Raw genomic sequence first — 18,795 nt, forward strand, 5'->3', positions numbered from 1 at the left:
CGCCGGGCCATTCCGCTGGCCCGCACGCCGCAGTAACGCCGCCACGCGGGCAGCCGCAAGCCGCCGGCAGGCCGGCAAGGCATTCATGGAAATTCAAGGCAGCCGACTACCTGGGCTGCACGCGAACGTGCAGCCTTCAGTCACCCTGTTGCGAATGAGGTGTGGCTAGTAGCGCCCGCGCGGGGTGGCGCAGGGAATCGGCTGGCCGCTCTGCAGGGGCAGGAAGCGGTCGCTTACCGCGTCATAGGCGGTGATTTCGCTGGTTTCGATGTCGTAGATCCAGCCGTGGATGTACAACTGGCCGGCCGCCAGGCGCGAGGCGACCGAAGGGTGGGTACGCAGGTGCTGCAACTGCGCGATGACGTTTTCCTTGGTCAGCACCTGCATGCTTTCGTGTTCGTTGTGGCAATGGCAATTGTCTTCGACCACCGTGCGCGCCACCTCGGCATGCCGCAACCAGGCCTTTACCGTGGGCATCTTCTCCAGGCTCTGCGGGTTGAGCACGGCACGCATGGCCCCGCAATCGGAATGCCCGCACACGATGATGTGCTGCACGCCCAGGGCCATCACCGCGTACTCGATGGCCGTGGATACACCACCGTTCATCTGCCCGTAGGGCGGCACCACGTTACCCACATTGCGGGTCACGAACAGGTCGCCTGGGGAGCTGTGGGTAATCAGTTCGGGCACGATGCGCGAGTCGGCGCAGGTAATGAACATCGCCCGCGGCTTCTGCGCAGTGGCGAGTTTCTTGAAGAGCTCTTCCTGTTGCGGGAAGACTTCATGATGAAAATGCAAAAAGCCGTCGACGATATGCTTCAGTGCGGCATCGGCGCTTTCGGCTTGATCAGCCGGGCCGTTTTGAGAGGGGTCCTGGTCTTTCATTGTTGATCCTCTTTGACGGTTTGAAGGTAAGTCCATTTTACCGGTTCAAGATTCAGACAACGCAATGAAGCTTGGATGTCGCTCACGCTCAATAAAGCACAGTGCGGCTGCCTGGCGTTTCACGCTACGCGGAAAAACTTAACTCAAACTGAATTTGGAGGCTCTAGAACGGGCGTTCCAGAACAAAAGGGCGGGCCTCGAATACTAGCAAAAAAGCATTAATGGCAACTACCCATTAATGCATTACAGCAGCGACAACTGCCCACCGGGCGGGCAGAACGCGCTGCAATCGAGCGCATGGCCTTCACGCCGGTTCAGTCCCAGGCGGCGCATGGCCTTGTCGAAACGCTGCGCCAGCAAGTCGGCAAACACGCCTTCGCCCCGCATGCGTGCGCCAAAACGGCTGTCGTACAGCTCGCCGCCACGGCTCTGACGGATCAGGCTCAGCACATGGGTCGCACGTTGTGGGTAATGATCCTGCAGCCATTGCTCGAACAGCGGCGCCACCTCCAGCGGCAGGCGCAGCAGCATGTAGGCCGCGTGCAGCGCGCCGGCCTGCTTGGCCGCCTCCAGCAGGTGCTCCAGTTCGCTGTCGTTGATCATCGGGATCATCGGCGAACACAGCACACCTACCGGTACACCCGCCTCGCGCATCACCCGAATCGCCCGCAACCGCGCCTTGGGCGCGGCGGCACGCGGTTCCAGGGTGCGCTTGAGCTCGTCGTCGAGGGTGGTCAGGCTGATCATCACCGACACCAGGCGCTGCTGTGCCAGTTCGGCCAGCAGGTCGAGGTCGCGCAGGATCAGCGAGCCCTTGGTCACGATGGTGACCGGGTGACGATAGCGCAGCAGCACTTCGAGCAGGCGCCGGGTCAGCTGCTGTTCGCGCTCGATGGGCTGGTACGGGTCGGTGTTGGACCCCAGGTTGATCGGGGCGCACACGTAGCCTTTCTTCGACAGCTGTTGTTCCAGCACCGCCGCCGCGTTGGTCTTGGCGATCAGCTTGGTCTCGAAATCGAGCCCCGGCGACAGGTCCCAGTAGGCGTGGCTGGGGCGGGCATAGCAATAGATGCAACCATGCTCGCAACCTCGGTAGGGGTTGATCGAGCGGTCGAAGGGCAGGTCGGGCGAGGTGTTACGGGTGATGATGGTTTTGGCCGTCTCGATGCGGACTTCGGTGCCCTGGGTCAGCGGCACCTCCTGGTACCAGCCATCATCCTCGGCCACAGAGCGGGCAGGGGCGAAGCGGTTGTGCGGGTTGTGCGCGGTACCGCGGCCACGCACAGGCGCTGGAGTGAACATGGCGAGCCCCTGTACTGTTTTTATATACAGTACTGCATCGCCACCAGAACCTCCAGCACCGCTCGGCGCCCGACGTGGCTACGGGTTAAGGCCATGCCACTGCAGAAACGGCAGGGGGCTCACGTCACGCCCGCGAAACACCTTGAACCCTGCCGTGATCGAGCGCCCGGCCCCCGGGGCAACAATGGCCTCGAGCAGGGCACGCCCGGTGGCCGGGTTGAGCACGCCTTCGGCTTCGAACCGGGCGAAGGCATCGATCGCGTAGACCCGTGACCACAGGTAGCTGTAATAGCCCGCCTCGTAGCCGCTGGCCAGGTGATCGAAGGCCTGGGCCGGACGCTCGAAATCGCCCAGCGGCCAGGGCAGCACTGCGTCGAACTGTTCCACCACCTGCTGCTGCAGGCTTTGCGCAGCAGCCGGGTAGGTCTCGCCATGCAGGTGCAGGTCCAGGCGCGCCATTGCCAGGTCTCGGGCAAACGTGAGCCCTTGCTGCTGTTTCTGCTGGTCGAGAAACGCCTGCACCGTGGACTGCGGCAGTGCCTTGCCTGTCTGGTAGTGATGGGAGATACCGGCCAGGTACTCGGCCGACCAGCACCAGCGCTCCAGCAGCTCACTGAAGAACTCGATCCCGTCCGGCCCCAGGCTGTCGATATCGGACAGGCGGTAATCGGTGGTGGCCACCAGCAGCTGGTGCAGGCAGTGACCGAACTCGTGGTACAGCTTGCGCAGGTCCAGGTGGGTCAGCAACGGTGGGGCAACCCCGTCGCCCCGCTCGACTGCGCAGAACAGCGCCGCCGCGCCCTTGTGAAAACGACCCTCGGCATCCACGTGGCGGTTCCATACCCGCAGGCTCCAGGCGTAGTCCTCCTTGCCCGGGCGGGTGATCGCATCCATGTACAGGTACCCCACCAGCGCATGGCCCTGGGTTACCTCGAAGCACCGCACATCCGCATGCCAGGCCTGCAACGTGCTGGACGGTGTGATCTGCACGCCGAACAGGGTATCGGCCAGCTGCGTCATGGCCAGCACCACCTGCTCCAGCGGGAAGTAGCCACGCATTTCCTCGCCAGACAGCGCCAGCGGGTGCCGATGCGCGCGCTGCGCGTAAAAGGCGATGTCCCAGGGTTGCAGGCCACCCAGGCGCGCCTGCTGGTCGAAGGCCCGCAACCGCGCGGTTTCGGCGCTACGCCAGGCGGCGCTGTGGGTGCTCAGGTCCTGCAGAAACCGCGTGACCTGTTGCGTCGATTCTGCCGTCTTGGTCTGCAGGCTGAGTTCGGCAAAGCTGGCAAACCCCAGCAGTTGCGCCTGCTCATGGCGCAGTCGTCGCAACTCCAGCAGCACCGGGCCGTTGTCGGGGCCTGCGTCCAGCTCCGACGCGCGGCCATGGTAGGCCCGATACACGGTTTCACGCAGGCTGCGGTCTGTGGCCTGCTGCAGGATGGCCAGGCACGGGGCCTCTTCCAAGGTCACCAGCCAGCCCTCGAGGCCCTTGGCCTGGGCCTTGCGCGCCATGGCGGCGGTCTCCAGCGCGTCGACCCCCTGCAGGCGCCGGGCATCGGTGATGTGCAGGGTCCAGGCGCCGGTGGCGTGTGCCAGGTTGTCGAGGAACAGGTTGCGCTGGGCACTGATGCTGGTTTGCAGGGCCATCAGGCGGGCACGCTCGGTTTCACCGAGCTCGGCGCCGCTCAGGCGAAAGGCCTTGATCGACTGCTGCAGCGACATCCTGCGTTCGTGACTGAACAGCGCACCGTGGGCGCTGTCGGCCAGACGCTGATAGAGCGCCAGCAACGTGGCGTTCTGCAGCTTTGCCTGATGATAGGCCTGGGTCTTGAGCCAGCACTCGTCCACGGCGGCCTTCCAGGCCTCGCCGCGGGTGTACAGGGGCACGATCAGGCGAACGGCGTTGTTGAGGCGTGCATCCAGTGCATCGATGGCCATCACCAGGTCGTCCCAGGTGGGCAGGCCACGCTGGGCCAGGATGATGCGGGCCAGAGCGTTGTGGTTGTCGAGGATGATCTGGTCGATGCCCGCCGTCAGGTGTTCCAGGCGGATGTCGGCGTAGGCTGGCGGATCGAGGGGGGCGAGCAGGGGATTGCTGGTCATGGGCAGCTCCTTGAGTGACGGGAAGGTCCCGTCACTTTCAAGGGTTGCCGGTGCGCCAGGGGCTAACTATGTATGCCCCTGCACCAGCCACACGGCCCGCTAGGGCTTCTTCAGCTTCGGATTGGGGAAGAACTGCACCGTCTGCACCGCAGGCTGGGGCGCCTTGGCCTCGGCCTGGTTGACGCGGGTGCCCAGTTCCTTGGGCACCGACAGGCCCTGTTCGTTGAGCGTGTCGGAGAACCCGCAGGCCACGCACTCGCGGTGTGGCACGCCGTCTTCGCTCCACATCATCAGCTTGTCCGGCTCGCTGCACGCCGGGCATACGGCCCCGGCAATGAAGCGTTTCTTGGTCTTGCTCATGCCGCCAGGTCCTCGCTCAGGCCACTGTGGCGCAACAGCGCATCGATCGACGGCTCACGGCCACGGAAGTCGACGAACAGGCGCATCGGCGCCTGCGAGCCGCCACGGGCCAGAATCGCCTCGCGGAAGGCGCGACCGGTTTCGGCGTTGAGCACACCCTCTTCCTCGAAGCGCGAGAAGGCATCGGCCGACAGCACTTCAGCCCACTTGTAGCTGTAGTAACCGGCCGCGTAGCCGCCGGCGAAGATGTGCGCAAAGCTGTTGGGGAAGCGGTTGTACGCCGGCGGGCGCATCACCGAAACCTCGTCGCGCACCCCTTCGAGCACCTCCAGCACGCTGCGGCCATCGCCGTGGCTGGCGTGCAGTTCGAAGTCGAACAGCGAGAACTCCAGCTGGCGCACCATCATCAGGCCCGACTGGAAGTTCTTCGCCGCCAGCATCTTCTCCAGCAGGTCCTGCGGCAGGGCAGCGCCACTTTCGTAATGACCGGAGATCAACGCCAGGCCTTCGGGCTCCCAGCACCAGTTCTCCATGAACTGGCTCGGCAGCTCGACCGCGTCCCAGGCCACGCCATTGATGCCGGATACCCCGGCATGCTCGATGCGGGTCAGCAGGTGATGCAGGCCGTGGCCAAACTCGTGGAACAGGGTGGTGACTTCATCGTGGGTCAGTAGTGCCGGCTTACCCGGGGCGGCCGGGGTGAAGTTGCACACCAGGTTGGCCACCGGGCTCTGCAGGCTGCCATCGGCCGTGCGGCGACGGTCGCGGGCGCCGTCCATCCAGGCACCGCCGCGCTTGTTGGCGCGGGCGTACAGGTCGAAGAAGAAGCGCCCCACGTGCTGGCCGTTTTCCTTGATCTCGAACAGGCGCACGTCCGGGTGCCAGGTATCGAAGCCTTTCACCTCGGCGATCTCGATGCCGTACAGGCGCTGCACGATGGTGAACAGGCCCGACAGCACCTTGTCGATCGGGAAGTAGGCACGCAGGGCTTCCTGCGACACGCTGTAACGCTGTTCGCGCAGCTTCTCGCCATAGAAACCGCTGTCCCAGCTCTGCAGGTCCGGGCAGCCCTGCTCGGCGGCGTAGGCCTTGAGCTGGGCCAGGTCCTGGGCGGCGAAGGGTTTGCTGCGCTTGGCCAGGTCACGCAGGAAGCTCAGCACCTGGTCGCTGGACTCGGCCATCTTGGTGGCCAGGCTCAGCTCGGCGAAGTTGGCATAACCCAGCAGCTCGGCCAGCTCCTGACGCAGGTCGAGGATCTCGCGCATCACCGGGCCGTTGTCGAACTGGCCGGCGTTGGGGCCCTGGTCCGAGGCGCGGGTGCAGTAGGCCGCGTACAGTTCTTCGCGCAGGGCACGGTCGTGGGCGTAGGTCATCACGGCGTAGTAGCTGGGGAATTCCAGGCTGATCAGCCAGCCATCCAGGCCCTTGGCCTGCGCGGCGGCCGCCATCTGCGCCTTGGCCGATTCGGTCAGGCCGGCCAGTGCGGCCTCGTCGGTGACGTGCTTGGTCCAGGCCTGGGTGGCGTCGAGCAGCTGGTTGGAGAAACGGCTGCCCAGCTCCGAGAGCTTGCTCTGCACCTCGGCATATCGCTTCTGCTGGTCGGCCGGCAGGTCGATACCCGACAGGCGGAAGTCACGCAGGGCATGTTCGAGGATGGTTTTCTGCGCCACATCGAAGCCGGCGGCTTCGGGGCTGGCGATCAACGCTTCATAGGCCTGGAACAGCTCGCGGTTCTGGCCCATTTCGGTGGCGTAGGCGCTCAGGGCCGGCAGGCAGGCCTCGTAGGCCTCGCGCAGCTCGGCGCTGTTGCACACCGCGTTGAGGTGGCTGACCGGGCTCCAGGCGGCACCCAGTCGGTCGTTGAGTTCGTCCATGGCCAGCACCAGGCCGGCCCAGGTGGGGTTCTGGCCCTGGGTTTTCAGGATCGAGGCGATGGCGCTGCGGTTGTCGGCCAGGATCTGTTCGATCGCCGGCAGCACATGCTCGGCACGGATCGCCGAGAAGGGCGGCAGGTCATAAGACTGCAGAAGCGGGTTGTTCGCACTCACGGTTAAACACCTTGGCAGAAGAAACACCGCTCCATCTTAATTACAATCGACGCTGACCGCAGCTATCAGCCTTACAGAGAGACACTATTCATGGCCATCCGCAGCTTCCAGCAACACATTCCGCGTCTCGGCGCCCGCGCCTTCGTCGACCGCAGCGCAGTGGTGCTGGGTGATGTCGAGATCGGCGAGGACAGCTCGGTATGGCCTCTAACGGTGATCCGCGGCGACATGCACCGCATCCGCATCGGCGCGCGCACCAGCGTGCAGGACGCCAGCGTGCTGCACATCACCCATGCCGGGCCGTTCAATCCCGACGGCTACCCGCTGCTGATCGGCGATGACGTGACCATTGGCCACAAGGTCATGCTGCATGGCTGCACCCTGGGCAACCGCATTCTGGTCGGCATGGGCAGCACCATCATGGACGGCGCGGTGGTCGAGGACGAGGTGATCATCGGTGCCGGCAGCCTGGTACCGCCGGGCAAGACGCTGGAGAGCGGTTTCCTGTACGTGGGCAGCCCGGTGAAGCAGGCACGGGCGCTGACCGACAAGGAACGCGCGTTCTTCCCCTACAGCGCCGCCAACTACGTGAAGCTCAAGGACCTGCACCTGGCCGAAGGCTTCGACCAGCCCGAGTGAGTTATCCACAGCCCCCTTTTTTCGAGACTGTCATGCACCAGCAAACCATTCTGTTCGACCTCGACGGTACACTCACCGACCCCCGTGAAGGCATCACGCGCTCCATCCAGTACGCCCTGGCCAAGCTGGACATCGACGAGCCGGACCTGGCCCGCCTGGAACACTTCATCGGCCCGCCCTTGCTGCAGGCGTTCATGCAGTTCTACGGCTTCGACGAGGCCAAGGCATGGCAGGCGGTGAACTTCTACCGTGAGCGCTTCAAGGTCACCGGGTTGTACGAGAACCGCGTGTTCGAAGGCGTGAGCGAGCTGCTCGAAGGGCTGCAGGCGCAGGGGCGCACGCTGTACATCGCCACCTCCAAGCCCTGGGAGTTCGCCCGCGAGATTGCCCGGCACTTCGATTTTGCCCGGCATTTCAAGGTCATCTACGGCAGCGAGCTGGACGGTACGCGCACCAACAAGGTGGAGCTGATTGCGCACCTGCTGGCCGAAGAAAACCTGGACCCGGCGCAGACGCTGATGATCGGCGATCGCAAGCACGACCTGATCGGCGCGCGCAGCAACGGGCTGGAAGCAGTGGCGGTGGGCTACGGGTTTGGCAGCCGCGAGGAATTGACCGCAGAGCAGCCGGCGTATCATTTCGACACGCTGGGCGAGCTGCATCGGGCCTTCATGCGGTCCTGAGGGCCTTTTCGCCGGCAATGCCGGCTCCTACAGGGGGTGCGAAGCGTTGTAGGAGCCGGCCTTGCCGGCGGAGCTTTCCAGGGCCTGCTGGCGCTGCTCGAACGGCAACCGCCCCCAGGCCTCGACCCGCTGGTAGAACACCGCCCAATCTCCGCCAACCTCCCGGAACAACGCTGCAAACGCAGGCACCCACTGATCATACAGCCCGAACGGCAGCAGCTTGGCGTTGTTCATCGGCGCGTTGATCCACGCGTCATAGCGCTTGTCGCCCTGCCACCTTGTATCGCGCAGCACCCGGTACTCGCTGCGCAGGCGCTCGAACTCGGCCTGCTTGCCCGCGCGCATCGCTGCCTCGTCCAGCGGCTGTGCATACAATGTCTTGAGCCGCTCGCGGCTGGCCAGCACCAGCCCCACGAACTCGTCACGCTGGCGCGCTCCACCCTGCGGCAAGGGCGCCAGCCCGCGGGCCGCGCGCCACTGGCGCGAACCTTCCTGCTCCACAAAGGTGGCAAACGACTCGTTGAACGCCGTGTCGTCCTTCACGTACACGCGCTGGTGCGCAAGTTCGTGGAAGATCACCGTGGCCAGGCGCTCGTCGCCCCAGCCCAGCATCGAATTGAGAATCGGGTCGTCGAACCAGCCCAGGGTCGAATAGGCCTCCACCCCGCCCACATACACATCCTGCCCCTGCGCCTTCTGCAACGCCGCCGCCCCGCGCGCCGCACCCTGGCTGTAGTAGCCGCGATAGGCCACGCAACCGGCGATGGGAAAGCAGTAGGTATGCGGTTCCAGCGAAAACTCCGGGGTGGCGAACACGTTCCACACCACGAACGGGCGCCCGATATCGGCGTACACCCGGTAGCTGCGGTTGTCCGGCAGCTTAAGGTGGCTGCTGGCAAAAGCGCGTGCCTGCTGCGCTTTCGCCAGGTGCTGGCGCAGGGCAGGGGGGGTGGCCGGGTCGGCCACCAGCACCGCCACCGGCTCGCGCGCGCGCAGCAGCTGCCATTGCCCGCTGGCCAGCTGGCTGTAGTAGCCGAGGCTGGTGCAACCGTTGAGCAGCCCGAGCAGCAGCACGGGAACCAACCCGCGGAAAACGCGGTCGAGTGCCCCGGGGCTTGAGCGCAACCAGAAAAAAATTCGAACCATGTGCAGGGATGTCTCGCTCAAGTGCTCATCGGCCCAAGACTATCCTGCCTGCCCGGAGTTTTGCCATGCGTACGATGCTTGCCGCCAGCGCTGTGCTGGCTCTGACCGGCTGCGCCGGCCTGCCCGCCGCCGACCCGAACCAGGCCTGGGTCGACCTCCAGCCCGCTGCCGACGACACCCTGCACGCGCTGGAGGTGGACGAGCGCAGCTGGGCCGACACCCGCTACTTCGAAGTCACGCCGGGCAGTCACGAGTTGACGGTGCGCTATCAGTTCGCGGTAGCGCCCGGCAACATCGGGCCGGTGGACGAACCGCTGTGGCGCGATTGCCAGCTGAACGTGAAATTCAAGGATTTCAATGCCGGCCAGCGCTATCAGTTGCAGGCCGGCAGCATCGGCTTCAGGCCCTGGGCCAAGCTCTACGACGAGCAGCGCAAACTGGTCGGCACCGGTTTGCCTGCCGGATGCCAGCGTACCTGAACAGACTAATGGCGCTATGCTTGTAGCTTGTAGCCCGCCAGCGGAGATTGCCATGCGCCAGCCCATGATGCTGCTTGCCATCAGTACCTTGGGGGCCTGTGCCAGTCCCCTGCCACCGGTCAACAGCAAGCAGGCCTGGATCGACCTGTATACCGTCACGCCGGGCAAGGTGCTCATGGCCGACCGCCTGGATGGTCAGCGCCTGAACGACGGTCGTTTCTTCCAGGTCACGCCGGGCAAACATGAACTGGTGGTGCGCTTTGATTTCGAGGTGTATTCAGGCGGTTTCAGCACCGACCCCACCGAACGCACCTGCTACCTGAAGATTCGCTACGACGACTTCCAGGCCGGCCAGCGCTACCGCATCGAAGCCCGCGCCCCGGCCATGCAGCCCAGTGCCTATCTGTACGACGCGCAGCGCAAGCTGGTCGCCGAAGAACAGAACGACATCTTCTGCATCCCGTGACGGCTAGCGATCGTTTTTCTGGTAGATGATCTTCTTGGTACCGTTCTCACAGCTGCCCACCACCATGTTCTGGTCATGGACTTCATCGTTGGTCACGATTTCCAGGGTGTAGGAAGAGACATTGTTGGCCTGGATCTTGGCTTCGATCTCGGCCTTGAGCTCGGCGCAGTCCTTGGGCGCGGCCAGCGCACTGGTGGCCAGCAACGAGGTCAGCACAGCGAATGCAATACGAGTCATCAGAACAGCTCCTTGTGGCGGCAGACCATCTGCCGACAGCCATTTGACCACAAGAAGCCGTGCGTCGTTCTGATCTGCGCCGGCGTCAGTCCACCAGGGTGGCATCCAGGCTGATCTGGGCCTTGAGCACCTTGGATACCGGACATCCCGCCTTGGCCTTGTTGGCCAGCTCCTCGAATTTCGCCTTGTCGGCACCGGGCACCTTGGCCTTGAGGATCAGGTGCACGGCGGTGATGGCAAAACCATCGGGCTGCTTGTCCAGGGTCACTTCGGCGATGGTGTCGATACGCTCGGCGGTCAGGCCGGCTTCGCCGAGGATCATCGAAAAGGCCATGGAGAAGCAGCCTGCATGGGCAGCGCCGATCAGTTCTTCAGGGTTGGTACCAGGCTGGCCTTCGAACCGGGTGTTGAAGCCATAGGGGTTGGCCTTCAAGGCGCCACTCTCGGTGGAGAGCTGGCCCTTGCCGGTCTTCAGGTCGCCTTGCCAAATTGCCGATGCTGTCTTTTTTATCGAACTCATAAAGCCTCCTGAGTGCCTGAGAGCGCGGGGGATCGCGCCTGGCGTTCAATTCAGAGGGCGTCACCACGGGCAAGTTCAGCCCGATTGCAGGGGCAGGCATTGAATACCTGTGATCTGCCCATACAGAGTCAGAAAGGTCGCGGCATGCTGTCGGCCTAACCATTCAGGAGGCGTACACGCCATGACGCGACTCGCGGACATCAAATACTCCACCCTCGACCTGGTACCGGTACGCCAGGACAGCGGCCCGGCCCAGTCGCTGCGCAACTCGCTGGACCTGGCGCAACACGTGGAGAAATTCGGCTACAACCGCTTCTGGGTGGCCGAGCACCACAACATGGACGGCATTGCCAGCTCCGCCACCTCGGTGCTGCTGGGGTACCTGGCCGGTGGTACCTCGACGATCCGCGTGGGTGCAGGCGGGGTGATGCTGCCCAACCACGCGCCGCTGGTGATTGCCGAGCAGTTCGGCACCCTGGCCAGCCTGTACCCGGGCCGTATCGACCTGGGCCTGGGGCGTGCGCCGGGCTCCGACCAGATGACCGCCCGCGCCCTGCGCCGCGAGCGCTCGGGCAGCGCCGACGACTTCCCGGACGATGTAGAGGAACTGGTGCGCTACCTGGGCCCGCGCACGCCCGACCAGAAAGTGATTGCCGTGCCGGGGTATGGCACCGAGGTGCCGATCTGGCTGCTGGGCTCGAGCCTGTTCAGTGCACAGCTGGCGGGGATGCGCGGCTTGCCGTATGCGTTTGCCTCGCACTTTGCGCCGCGCATGATGCATGAAGCGATCCGCGTGTACCGCAACCACTTCAAGCCCTCGACGGTGCTCGACAAGCCCTACGTGATGTTGGGTGTACCGCTGGTGGCGGCCGATACCGACGAGCAGGCCGAGTACCTGGCCACCTCGGTGTATCAGCGAATTCTGGCGTTGATGCGTGGGCAGAGCCTGGTGCAGCGCCCGCCCGTCGACAGCATGGACGGCCTGTGGCAGCCCCATGAGCGGGAGGCAGTGGGAAGTTTCCTGGGCCTGGCGATGGTGGGCGGGCCAGAGAAGATCCGCGCCAAACTGGACGTGCTGCTGGAGCAGACCGGTGCTGATGAGCTGATCTTTACCTGCGACCTGTACGAGCATGCGGACCGGATCCGGTCCTACGAGATTCTGTCGCAGATCATCAAGGGCAACTGAGGGCCCTTTCGCCAGCAAGGCTGGCTCCTACGTGGGAGCAAGCCTTGCTGGCGAAAGACTCACCGATCAGCCGCGCTTGTACACGATGTCCTTGGTACCGCCTTCACACGACCCCACCACTTTGCCATCGGTCGCAGCGCCCTTGTCGACGATTTCCAGCGAATAGTGCGGTACGCCATTGGCGTCGATCTTCGCGGCAATCTCGCTCTTCAATTCTTCACACGGCTTGCCTGCCGCCAGCGCAGTCCCGGCCAGGGTCATCAAGCCAAACGCCAATACCAGCTTCTTCATCGATCGCATTCCTTGTTCAGATCAAAAAGGGTTCAGGGCCAGCCGGCCGCCATCAGCTGTTGGCGATACGGAAGCCCACCTTGATGGTTACCTGAAAATGCGCCGCCTTGCCATCCTTGATATGGCCCCGGGTCTCGGTCACTTCGAACCACTCCAGGTGCTTGATGCTCTTGGCCGCTTCGGCCAGGGCATTGTTGATCGCGTCCTCGATGCTGCTGGGCGAGGAGCCGACCAGTTCGACCTTCTTGTACGTGTGGTGATCAGACATGACTACTCTCCATCAATGGTGTGCATTGAGCCTAGCAGCGCCAGGCAGGTTTACCTGTGTGGGTAAAAACCTGGCAAAAGTTCGATTGCTCTGCACTTTCGCGGCACTGCGCAGTCCCATTCTTCACATGCCACTCAAACCCTGAAGGAGAGCCACCATGGCCAATAGCTCGCTACGTAAAGCCTCGTTGCAAAGCATGGAAGCGGAAATCGAAAGTCTCCTCAAATCCCTGGAAAACCTCAAAGACGATGCTTCGGACGAGTCGCGCAAGACCTTGAAGAGCCTCAAGGGCAATGCCGAAAATGCCCTGCGTCACTCGCGCAGCCTGCTCACCGATGCCTATGAAGAGGTCAAGACCAAGACCCGCGAAACCGGCATCGCCACCCGTGACTATGCCCAGCAACACCCCTGGACCACCGCCGGCGTGGCCGTGGGCGCACTGGGCCTGCTGGCCGCCTACCTGCTGTGCAAGCGCGGCGACTAAAGCGCCTGCCGCCCCAGTTCGGCGCGCAACCAGTGCGCCAGCTGCTCGGCGCGCCCGTCCGCGGCGCGCCGGGGCACCCACAGGGCCAATGACGCCCGCGTAGGACCAAAGCCCCACGGTGCCGCCAGCCTGCCGGCACGCAGGTCATCGGCCACCAGCGGCTGCGGGGCGATCGCCACCCCCAGGCCGGCCACAGCTGCCTCCAGCAAGTAATACAGATGCTCGAACCCTTGCCCGTAGCGCATTGCCTGCGGGTCGATGTGCTGTTGGCGGGCCCAGTCGGGCCAGGCCTGGGGCCGCGAGGTGGTGTGTAGCAGGGTTTCCCCCAGCAAGGCGCTGGCTGGCGCCTGACGCAGGCGGTCGAACCCTGGAAAGTGCGGGCTGAGCACCGGCCCGATGCATTCCTGTGCCAGCACGTGCACCTGCATGTCGGCCGGCCACGGCGGCTCGGCGAATACCAGCAGCGCATCCAGCCCCGGCCGGCGCGGGTCCAGGTCGCCTTCGCCCGCCGACAGGTGCAGACGCAGTTCCGGCAGGTCGGCCTGCAGGCGCCCAAGGCGCGGAATGAACCAGCGCGCCAGCAGGCTGCCTGAACAACCCAGCACGAACGGTGCGTCGGCGCGGTCCTGGCCCAGTTCGGCGCACACGCTGCGCAGGCGCTCGAAGGCGTCGCTGCTGGCGTCGCGCAGGCGCACACCGGCATCTGTGAGTTTAATGCCGCGCCCTTCCTTGACGAACAGGCTCACGCCCAGGTGCTCTTCGAGCACCTTCAACTGCCGGCTCACCGCACCGTGGGTCACGTGCAGTTGCTCGGCAGCCTGGCTTACGCTGTTGAGCCGGGCGGTGGCTTCAAAGGCCCGAAGGGCATTGAGCGGGGGCAGTTCTCTGGCCATTGACGTGTGAGTTTTCCTGACAGGTTGTGGCGATCTTATCGGTTTTCAGCGGCGCGTGTCGTGGGTAGAGTAGGCCCATTGCGACCTCATACTCACGCCCTGGAGCGACCCATGACCCAGACCAACTTCCGCAGCGGCCCCGATGCCAACGGCCTGTTTGGCGCATTCGGTGGCCGCTACGTGGCCGAAACACTGATGCCGCTGGTGCTCGACCTGGCCCGCGAATACGAAGCGGCCAAGGCCGACCCCGAGTTCAACGAGCAACTGGCGTACTTCCAGCGCGACTACATCGGCCGTCCTAACCCGCTGTACTTCGCCGAGCGCCTCACCGAACACTGCGGCGGGGCGAAGATCTTCTTCAAGCGCGAAGAGCTCAACCACACCGGCGCGCACAAGGTGAACAACTGCATCGGCCAGGTGCTGCTGGCCAAGCGCATGGGCAAGAAGCGCCTGATCGCCGAAACCGGCGCCGGCATGCACGGTGTGGCCACCGCCACCGTGGCCGCACGTTTCGGCCTGCCCTGCGTGATCTACATGGGCGCCACCGACATCGAGCGCCAGCAGGCCAACGTGTTCCGCATGAAGCTGCTGGGCGCCGAGATCGTGCCGGTCACCGCCGGCACCGGCACCCTCAAGGACGCCATGAACGAAGCGCTGCGCGACTGGGTGACCAACGTCGACGACACCTTCTACCTGATCGGCACCGTGGCCGGCCCGCACCCGTACCCGGCGATGGTGCGCGACTTCCAGTCGATCATCGGCAAGGAAACCCGCGAGCAGCTGCAGGCCAAGGAAGGGCGCCTGCCCGACAGCCTGATCGCCTGCGTGGGTGGTGGCTCCAACGCCATGGGCCTGTTCCATGACTTCCTCGATGACGCCAGTGTGCAGATCATCGGCGTCGAGGCCGGCGGCCACGGGGTCGACACCGACAAGCACGCAGCGAGCCTCAACGGCGGCGTGCCCGGCGTGCTGCACGGCAACCGCACCTACCTGCTGCAGGACGCCGATGGCCAGATCACCGACGCCCACTCGATTTCCGCCGGCCTGGACTACCCCGGCATCGGCCCGGAGCACGCCTACCTGCACGAAGTGAAGCGCGTCGAGTACGTGAGCATCACCGACGACGAGGCGCTGGATGCGTTCCACGCTACCTGCCGCCTGGAAGGCATCATCCCGGCGCTGGAAACCTCCCACGCGCTGGCCGAAGCCATCAAGCGTGCGCCCACCCTGCCCAGGGACCACCTGATGGTGGTGTGCCTTTCGGGGCGTGGCGACAAGGACATGCAAACCGTAATGAGCCATATGGCCGCGCAGGAGAAGCAGGCATGAGCCGTCTTGAACAACGTTTTGCCGACCTCAAGCGCGAGGGCCGCGCTGCCCTGGTGACCTTCGTGACCGCCGGTGACCCGGGCTACGACGCTTCGCTGGCGATCCTCAAGGGCCTGCCGACTGCGGGTGCCGACGTGATCGAACTGGGCATGCCGTTCACCGACCCGATGGCCGACGGCGTGGCCATCCAGCTGGCCACCCTGCGTGCGCTGGAGGCCGGGCAGACCCTGGCCAAAACCCTGCAGATGGTGCGCGAGTTCCGCACCGGCAATGCCACCACGCCGATCGTGCTGATGGGTTACTACAACCCGATCCACCGCTTCGGCGTGGAGAAGTTCGTGGCCGAGGCCAGGGATGCGGGCGTGGACGGCCTGATCATCGTCGACCTGCCGCCGGAGCACGACGCCGAGCTGGCCACCCCGGCCCAGGCCGCGGGCATCGACTTCATCCGCCTGACCACCCCGACCACCGATGACGCGCGCCTGCCACGCGTGCTGGAGCGCAGTTCGGGCTTTGTGTACTACGTGTCGGTAGCCGGCGTGACCGGCGCAGGCTCGGCGACCAGCGATCAGGTAAGCGGCGCCATCGAGCGCCTGCGCCGCCACACCGACCTGCCGATCAGCGTGGGCTTCGGCATTCGCACGCCTGAACAGGCGGCAGCCATTGCGCGGCTGGCCGATGGTGTGGTCGTGGGTTCGGCGCTGGTGGACAAGGTGGCCAACGCCAGTACGGGCGAGCAGGCGGTAAGCGATGTGCTGGCGCTGTGTTCGGCGCTGGCCGAAGGTGTGCGCGGCGCGCGCAAAGGCTGATACCGCGTCGCCTCTTTCGCCGGCAAGGCCGGCTCCTACAGACACCGCAGTCCTGTAGGAGCCGGCCTTGCCGGCGAAAGCCTCACCGCCGCTTCAGGCCCCTTCGAACATCGAAAGATCCAGCGGCCGCACGGCCCCCATCCAGATCGCATGGTCCCGATGATCGGCCAGCTCATCGCCGGTCAGCGGATGCAGAAACACCACCAGCCCCTTGCGGTACAACGCCAGCCACGGCAGCACCACGCCCACCATCTCCGGCCCGAATGCCAGCTGGCAGCTCCAGTCCGGGTGCGGCCCCACCGGTTTCTGATGCATGCGCCCCATGCTCACGCCAAACAGCGTGGCGGCTTCCTCGCACAGCGCCCGCGCCTGCTCCATCGTACCGGCGTCGTAATACACATGGGCGTGATACCCCTTTATCCGTTGCACGCTGCCTCCTGAATTCGACCGAACCCCCAGGTGCTCCCGCAGGTCCAAAGGCCATCAGGATACCCCCGGAGCGCTATCGTGAAAAACGCCGAAACACCTGTCTTCAAACTGATCCTGCTCGGCGGCCAGTGCACCCTGGGTGATGCGCTGGTAAGCGAACTGCTGCAGCGCCAGCACGAGGTGACCCTGATCCTCGACGACCTCAACCAGCCCCAGGCGCGCCCCGGCCTGCACGTCAAGAACGGCGGCCTGGCCAGCGCAGACCAGGCCGAACAGAGCATCGCCGGCGGTTCGGCCGTGGTGTGCCTGCTCGACGGCCTGGCGCCCGGCGACTTCTCGCGCCAGGGGCTGATGACCCAGGCCCTGCTCGCGGGCATGGCCCGCACGCCCCTGCGTCGCATCGTGCTGGTGGGCCAGTTTGGCGGCGGCGCGGCGCCGCTGGCGGAGTTGTTGCAGGCCGGCGGCCTGCGCTGGACGTTGGTCAACACGCCACTGAGCGAGCACCCGGACAGCCTGGCAGGCATCGCTGCGGGCATTGCCGACCTGCTGGACCTGAACCTGCATGTTGGCGAACAGGTGAATTTCATCGAGGCCCCCTGACTTGCACCGGGCCTCCATAGCCTGCACCCTGAGCCTTCACCGCACTGCATAGAGAGCTTCATGGCCTGGCTAGAGCGCCACCGTCTGTTTCCCTTTCTCGCCTGGCTGCCTCGGCAAACCCGTGCCAGCGTGCGGCGCGACCTGCTGGTGGGGCTCAGCGGGGCGATCCTGGCCCTGCCGCAGTCGATCGCCTATGCGCTGATCGCCGGCCTGCCCGCCGAGTACGGGCTGTACGCGGCCATCGTGCCGGTGCTGATCGCGTGCCTGTGGGGCTCGTCGTGGCACCTGATCTGCGGGCCCACCGCCGCCATCTCCATCGTGCTCTACGCCAGCATCAGCCCCGTGGCGGTGCCCGGCAGCGACGACTACATCCGCCTGATCCTGCTGCTGACCTTCCTGGCCGGGGTGTTCCAGTGGCTGCTGGGCATGCTGCGCTTCGGCGCGCTGGTGAATTTCGTCTCGCACTCGGTGGTGCTCGGCTTCACCCTCGGCGCTGCAGTGGTGATCGCGCTGGGCCAGGTGCCGAACCTGCTGGGGCTCGACCTCGCCAGCCAGGCCACCGCCCTCAGAACCCTGCAAGGCCTGCTGCAGCATGCCGGCGACATCGACTGGCCCTCGCTGCTGCTGGGGCTGGGCACCTTGCTGCTGGGGCTGTCGATCAAGCTCGCACGGCCGCGCTGGCCGGCGCTGTTGATCAGCCTTGCCGGCGCCAGCCTGCTGGTGTGGCTGTGGCCGGCACTGTTCGGCCATGTGGCGCTGGTGCCGGCGTTCATTGGCCGGCTGCCACCGCTGAGCCCGCTGCCGCTGCTGGACCTGGAGCTGATCCTGCGCCTGCTGCCCAGTGCCGTGGCGGTGGGCATGCTGGGGCTGGTCACCAGCCTGTCGATTGCGCGCTCGCTGTCGATCCGCTCCGAACAGCTGATCGACGCCAACCAGGAGATCCGCGCCCAGGGCCTGTCCAACCTGGGCGGTGCGTGGTTCTCCGGCTACCTGTCGTCGGGCTCGTTCACCCGTTCCGGGCTCAGCTATGAGGCCGGGGCGCAGTCACCGCTGGCGGGGGTGTTCTCGGCCCTGTGGGTGGCGCTGTTCGCCGTGGCGGGCGCCAGCCTGATCGCGCACATCCCGATCCCGGCGATGGCCGGCAGCATCCTGCTGATCTGCTGGGGGCTGGTGGATCACCGTGCGATTCGGGCGCTGTACCGGGTCAGCCGGCCGGAGTTTCTGGTGATGCTGCTGACCTGCGTCGCCACCTTGCTGCTGGAGCTGCAGACGGCGATTTATGCCGGGGTGCTGGCGTCGCTGTTCTTCTACCTCAAGCGCACTTCGCAGCCACGGGTACAGCAGTCGCGCGAAGGCGAGGCGGATGTGCTGCGGGTGTTCGGCTCGATCTTCTTCGGCGCCAGCCATTATCTGCAGGTGCGCCTGCAGCGGTGCCAGGCACCGGTGGTGGTGATCGATGCGCGGCAGATCAACTTCATCGATTACTCGGGGGTGGAAATGCTGCACCAGGAGGCGCGGCGGCTGCGCCGGCAGGGGCGTCAGCTGGTGCTGCGGCGGGCGAGGGGGCTGGTGGTGGAGGAGTTGCAGAAGCTGGAAGGGGCGGCTGATTGCCCGGTCCAGTTTGAGGATTGAGTTGCG

General features: G+C 65.2%; 22 protein-coding genes. 10 read left to right on the top strand and 12 right to left on the bottom strand.

The window, feature by feature from the left end; all coding sequences use genetic code 11:
- Positions 1-165 precede the first annotated feature (165 nt).
- From JZZ72_RS02700 to prlC, 5 genes are all read right to left on the bottom strand, one after another.
- A complete protein-coding gene (locus JZZ72_RS02700; RefSeq protein ID WP_043862274.1) occupies positions 166-885 on the bottom strand; it encodes a carbonic anhydrase in 720 nt (239 codons plus the stop codon).
- A gap of 243 nt (positions 886-1,128) precedes the next feature.
- Positions 1,129-2,187: a PA0069 family radical SAM protein gene (locus JZZ72_RS02705; RefSeq protein ID WP_043862273.1), complete on the bottom strand. Its 1,059-nt coding sequence runs from the start codon at positions 2,185-2,187 to the stop codon at positions 1,129-1,131.
- A gap of 78 nt (positions 2,188-2,265) precedes the next feature.
- Entirely contained in the window at positions 2,266-4,290 is a 2,025-nt protein-coding gene (locus JZZ72_RS02710; RefSeq protein WP_116052453.1) for a M3 family metallopeptidase, read from the bottom strand.
- 99 nt (positions 4,291-4,389) lie between these two features.
- Entirely contained in the window at positions 4,390-4,650 is a 261-nt protein-coding gene (locus JZZ72_RS02715; protein ID WP_043862271.1) for a YheV family putative zinc ribbon protein, read from the bottom strand.
- On the bottom strand, positions 4,647-6,698 hold the full coding sequence (gene prlC, locus JZZ72_RS02720; protein ID WP_043862270.1) for an oligopeptidase A: 2,052 nt from the start codon (positions 6,696-6,698) through the stop codon (positions 4,647-4,649). Before prlC ends, JZZ72_RS02715 begins: the two co-directional genes overlap by 4 nt.
- 90 nt (positions 6,699-6,788) lie before the next feature.
- On the opposite strand from prlC, the gene JZZ72_RS02725 reads away from it, so the two are divergent.
- Both JZZ72_RS02725 and JZZ72_RS02730 read left to right on the top strand, forming a co-directional pair.
- Positions 6,789-7,337 (top strand): gamma carbonic anhydrase family protein, encoded by a 549-nt coding sequence (locus JZZ72_RS02725; protein ID WP_043862269.1) that lies wholly within the window; start codon positions 6,789-6,791, stop codon positions 7,335-7,337.
- 32 nt (positions 7,338-7,369) lie between these two features.
- Positions 7,370-8,020 (top strand): HAD family hydrolase, encoded by a 651-nt coding sequence (locus tag JZZ72_RS02730; RefSeq protein ID WP_054916038.1) that lies wholly within the window; start codon positions 7,370-7,372, stop codon positions 8,018-8,020.
- 27 nt (positions 8,021-8,047) lie between these two features.
- Here JZZ72_RS02730 and JZZ72_RS02735 read toward each other — a convergent pair whose 3' ends face one another.
- Positions 8,048-9,166 (bottom strand): aminopeptidase, encoded by a 1,119-nt coding sequence (locus JZZ72_RS02735; RefSeq protein WP_210014042.1) that lies wholly within the window; start codon positions 9,164-9,166, stop codon positions 8,048-8,050.
- 65 nt (positions 9,167-9,231) lie between these two features.
- On the opposite strand from JZZ72_RS02735, the gene JZZ72_RS02740 reads away from it, so the two are divergent.
- Together JZZ72_RS02740 and JZZ72_RS02745 are read left to right on the top strand one after the other, a co-directional pair.
- Positions 9,232-9,645, top strand: a complete 414-nt coding sequence (locus JZZ72_RS02740) for a PA0061/PA0062 family lipoprotein (protein WP_054916040.1) — start codon at positions 9,232-9,234, stop codon at positions 9,643-9,645.
- 52 nt (positions 9,646-9,697) lie between these two features.
- Positions 9,698-10,111 (top strand): PA0061/PA0062 family lipoprotein, encoded by a 414-nt coding sequence (locus JZZ72_RS02745; RefSeq protein ID WP_210014017.1) that lies wholly within the window; start codon positions 9,698-9,700, stop codon positions 10,109-10,111.
- 3 nt (positions 10,112-10,114) lie between these two features.
- On the opposite strand, the gene JZZ72_RS02750 is transcribed toward JZZ72_RS02745, so the two are convergent.
- Together JZZ72_RS02750 and JZZ72_RS02755 are read right to left on the bottom strand one after the other, a co-directional pair.
- Positions 10,115-10,348 carry a DUF1161 domain-containing protein gene (locus tag JZZ72_RS02750; RefSeq protein ID WP_043862264.1) on the bottom strand — a complete coding sequence of 78 codons (234 nt, stop codon included), beginning with the start codon at positions 10,346-10,348 and terminating at the stop codon, positions 10,115-10,117.
- 85 nt (positions 10,349-10,433) lie between these two features.
- Complete coding sequence (locus JZZ72_RS02755; protein ID WP_088514205.1) at positions 10,434-10,868, bottom strand: OsmC family protein; 435 nt, start codon at positions 10,866-10,868, stop codon at positions 10,434-10,436.
- 181 nt (positions 10,869-11,049) lie between these two features.
- On the opposite strand from JZZ72_RS02755, the gene JZZ72_RS02760 reads away from it, so the two are divergent.
- The gene (locus JZZ72_RS02760; RefSeq protein WP_210014018.1) at positions 11,050-12,054 is read left to right on the top strand and encodes an LLM class flavin-dependent oxidoreductase; all 1,005 of its coding nucleotides are present in this window, start codon (positions 11,050-11,052) and stop codon (positions 12,052-12,054) included.
- Between the two features lie 66 nt (positions 12,055-12,120).
- Here JZZ72_RS02760 and JZZ72_RS02765 read toward each other — a convergent pair whose 3' ends face one another.
- Together JZZ72_RS02765 and JZZ72_RS02770 are read right to left on the bottom strand one after the other, a co-directional pair.
- Complete coding sequence (locus JZZ72_RS02765; RefSeq protein WP_043862262.1) at positions 12,121-12,345, bottom strand: DUF1161 domain-containing protein; 225 nt, start codon at positions 12,343-12,345, stop codon at positions 12,121-12,123.
- 52 nt (positions 12,346-12,397) lie between these two features.
- Entirely contained in the window at positions 12,398-12,613 is a 216-nt protein-coding gene (locus tag JZZ72_RS02770) for a dodecin (protein WP_043862261.1), read from the bottom strand.
- 157 nt (positions 12,614-12,770) lie between these two features.
- Between JZZ72_RS02770 and JZZ72_RS02775 the strand changes: the two genes are divergently transcribed.
- Entirely contained in the window at positions 12,771-13,097 is a 327-nt protein-coding gene (locus JZZ72_RS02775; RefSeq protein WP_043862260.1) for a DUF883 family protein, read from the top strand.
- Here JZZ72_RS02775 and JZZ72_RS02780 read toward each other — a convergent pair.
- Positions 13,094-13,990 carry a LysR family transcriptional regulator gene (locus JZZ72_RS02780; RefSeq protein ID WP_043862259.1) on the bottom strand — a complete coding sequence of 299 codons (897 nt, stop codon included), beginning with the start codon at positions 13,988-13,990 and terminating at the stop codon, positions 13,094-13,096. The two genes, JZZ72_RS02775 and JZZ72_RS02780, sit on opposite strands and share 4 nt — an antisense overlap.
- A 111-nt stretch (positions 13,991-14,101) precedes the next feature.
- On the opposite strand from JZZ72_RS02780, the gene trpB reads away from it, so the two are divergent.
- Both trpB and trpA read left to right on the top strand, forming a co-directional pair.
- Positions 14,102-15,319, top strand: coding sequence for a tryptophan synthase subunit beta (trpB, locus tag JZZ72_RS02785; protein WP_043862258.1), 1,218 nt, complete (start codon positions 14,102-14,104; stop codon positions 15,317-15,319).
- Positions 15,316-16,128, top strand: a complete 813-nt coding sequence (gene trpA, locus JZZ72_RS02790) for a tryptophan synthase subunit alpha (protein ID WP_210014019.1) — start codon at positions 15,316-15,318, stop codon at positions 16,126-16,128. The genes trpB and trpA overlap by 4 nt, the downstream gene beginning before the upstream one ends.
- 93 nt (positions 16,129-16,221) lie before the next feature.
- Here trpA and JZZ72_RS02795 read toward each other — a convergent pair whose 3' ends face one another.
- Entirely contained in the window at positions 16,222-16,557 is a 336-nt protein-coding gene (locus JZZ72_RS02795) for a DOPA 4,5-dioxygenase family protein (RefSeq protein ID WP_043862256.1), read from the bottom strand.
- A 78-nt stretch (positions 16,558-16,635) separates the two neighbouring features.
- Here JZZ72_RS02795 and JZZ72_RS02800 point away from each other — a divergent pair, with 78 nt between their 5' ends.
- Both JZZ72_RS02800 and JZZ72_RS02805 read left to right on the top strand, forming a co-directional pair.
- Entirely contained in the window at positions 16,636-17,157 is a 522-nt protein-coding gene (locus JZZ72_RS02800; protein ID WP_058541986.1) for an NAD(P)H-binding protein, read from the top strand.
- 60 nt (positions 17,158-17,217) lie between these two features.
- Positions 17,218-18,789, top strand: coding sequence for a SulP family inorganic anion transporter (locus tag JZZ72_RS02805; protein WP_210014020.1), 1,572 nt, complete (start codon positions 17,218-17,220; stop codon positions 18,787-18,789).
- Positions 18,790-18,795 lie beyond the last annotated feature (6 nt).

Source organism: Pseudomonas palmensis, from assembly GCF_017848315.1.
GTDB lineage: Bacteria > Pseudomonadota > Gammaproteobacteria > Pseudomonadales > Pseudomonadaceae > Aquipseudomonas > Aquipseudomonas palmensis.